This window comes from Stenotrophomonas sp. HMWF023, from assembly GCF_003060985.1.
GTDB lineage: Bacteria > Pseudomonadota > Gammaproteobacteria > Xanthomonadales > Xanthomonadaceae > Stenotrophomonas > Stenotrophomonas lactitubi.
Window position 1 is genome coordinate 1 of the sequence record NZ_QAIJ01000210.1, and the last position, 2,268, is coordinate 2,268.

Here is a 2,268-nt window from a genome sequence, read left to right on the forward strand (position 1 = left end):
CGGGCCTGCGGCCCAGCAGCGACCGCGTGCGCGAAACCCTGTTCAACTGGCTGACGCCCAAGCTGGGCGGGGCGCGCGTGCTTGACCTGTTCGCCGGCAGCGGCGCGCTGGGCCTGGAAGCCGTGTCGCGCGGTGCCGCGCATGCCACCCTGGTCGAGCGCGACGCACAGCTGGCGCGCAATCTGTCCGCGGCCGTGGCCAAACTGCAGGCAGGCGACAGCGTCACGGTCGCCCAGGCCGACGCGCTGCGCTGGCTGCAGGCCGCGCCGGCGCAGCAGGCAGATCTGGTGTTCATCGACCCGCCGTTCGCCGATGGCCTGTGGCAGGACGTGCTGGCCCAGTTGCCGCGGCACCTGGCCGCCGATGCCTGGCTGTACCTGGAGTCGCCGGCCAGCCACGTGCCGGTGCTGCCCCCGGAATGGCTGCTGCACCGCGATGGCAGCACCCGCGAGGTGCGCTTTGCCCTGTACCGCCGCGCCACTGCTACACTTTGACCTCATCTGAACATCTGCAACCGCCCATGACCGTGGCCAACCGCCGCATCGCCGTCTATCCCGGCACGTTCGACCCCATCACCAACGGTCATATCGACCTGGTGAGCCGGGCCGCGCCGCTGTTTGAAAAGGTCGTGGTGGGCGTGGCGCAGAGCCCCTCGAAGGGACCGGCATTGCCGTTGGAACAGCGCGTGCAGCTGGCGCGTGGCGCCCTGGGCCACCACAGCAACGTCGAGGTCATCGGCTTCGATACGCTGCTGGCCCATTTTGTACGTTCGGTGCAGGGCGGCGTGCTGCTGCGCGGGCTGCGCGCGGTGTCCGACTTCGAGTACGAATTCCAGATGGCGAGCATGAACCGCCACCTGATTCCGGAGGTCGAGACCCTGTTCCTGACCCCGGCCGAGCAGCACAGCTTCATCTCGTCCTCGCTGGTCCGCGAGATCGCACGCCTGGGTGGCGATGTGTCCGGCTTCGTGCCGGCCGCCGTGCTCGAGGCGCTGCGCAAGGTCCGCGAAGCGAAGTCGGCGCAGTCGTAAGCCCTGCCCAGCAGTAGATCCTGTAGTACCACGCACCCCATTACGCACACCAACACGCAACATTCCGGGAGGAAACCCATGAACAACACCATGCGCGCGATGCTGATCGCCTCGTTTGCCCTGGCTTTCACCGCCTGCAAGAAGGAAGAAGCCGCTCCGGTCGACGAAGCCAAGCAGGCGCTGGTCGCTCCGGCCAAGGAAGACGACGCAGGCTGGAAGAAGTACCTGCAGGAAGTGGCCATCCAGAACATGGGCAACATCACCAACAGCCCGTTCCTGTACTACCTCTCGCCGGAAACCGACCCGGACTTCCAGGCCAAGTACGAGCGCCAGACCGAAAGCGCGACCCAGGCTGTGGCCCGTGGCGTGCAGCCGGGCAACATGCTGGCCTTCGGTTCGTCGGCCTCGGGCAAGATGGCTGACATGATCCAGGTCGTGTTCAAGGACGTCTCGCCGGATTCCATGAAGGGCGTGCGCGTCGTCTTCATCGGCCAGTCCGCCGACAACGCCCGCGTGCAGGCCGTGGTCCAGCCGACCGGTGCCGAGTACATTTTCGTCGAAGCCAAGTAAGACCGAGCCGAGGCGGTCGTGCTGCGGCACGACCCGGGCGGCGCCCTGCGATGGGCGCCGCTGATGACCTGACCGGCCCGCGCGCCCGCGCAGGCCGGTCCTTGTCCCAAGGCGCGGGCGTGGAGTATCGCCATGTCGCTGAAAATCAATGAGCTCTGCGTCAACTGTGACGTATGCGAGCCGGCCTGCCCGAACCAGGCCATCACGATGGGTGAAACCATCTACGTGATCGACCCCGCCCGCTGTACCGAGTGCGTGGGTCATTTCGACGAACCGCAGTGCGTGGTCGTGTGCCCGGTCGAATGCATCGACCCCGATCCGGACATCGTCGAAACCGAAATCGAGCTGCTGGCCAAGTTGCGTCAACTGCAGCACGATCATCCCGAACTCTATGCGGAGCCCCCATCCGAATGAAGCCGTTCGCCCGCCCCCTGTTGTTGCTCGGCCTGCTGCTGAGCCCCATCGCCTGGGCTGATGCCCCGGCCCGTGCCGAGCGTCCTGACGGCGCGGCCATCGCCAGCGGCCACGCTTTGGCCACCCAGGCCGGTGTCGACATCCTGGCCCAGGGCGGCAACGCCTTTGACGCGGCGGTGGCCGTGTCCTCGACCCTGGCCGTGGTCGAGCCGATCAGTTCGGGACTGGGCGGCGGCGGCTTCTTCCTGCTGCAC

The 2,268-nt window shown here is 67.1% G+C and carries 5 protein-coding genes; all 5 read left to right on the forward strand.

The window, feature by feature from the left end:
* Positions 1–494, forward strand: a 494-nt coding sequence (gene rsmD, locus DBR20_RS11330; RefSeq protein ID WP_108266242.1) for a 16S rRNA (guanine(966)-N(2))-methyltransferase RsmD, incomplete at its 5' end; no start/stop codon positions are given.
* 26 nt (positions 495–520) lie between these two features.
* Positions 521–1,030, forward strand: coding sequence for a pantetheine-phosphate adenylyltransferase (gene coaD, locus DBR20_RS11335; protein ID WP_008267036.1), 510 nt, complete (start codon positions 521–523; stop codon positions 1,028–1,030).
* Between the two features lie 78 nt (positions 1,031–1,108).
* Positions 1,109–1,600 (forward strand): hypothetical protein, encoded by a 492-nt coding sequence (locus DBR20_RS11340; RefSeq protein WP_089240385.1) that lies wholly within the window; start codon positions 1,109–1,111, stop codon positions 1,598–1,600.
* A gap of 132 nt (positions 1,601–1,732) precedes the next feature.
* On the forward strand, positions 1,733–2,014 hold the full coding sequence (locus tag DBR20_RS11345) for a YfhL family 4Fe-4S dicluster ferredoxin (RefSeq protein WP_025878828.1): 282 nt from the start codon (positions 1,733–1,735) through the stop codon (positions 2,012–2,014).
* The coding region (locus DBR20_RS23010) for a gamma-glutamyltransferase (RefSeq protein ID WP_258223303.1) at positions 2,011–2,268 on the forward strand (258 nt) is incomplete at its 3' end. The genes DBR20_RS11345 and DBR20_RS23010, both read left to right, overlap by 4 nt.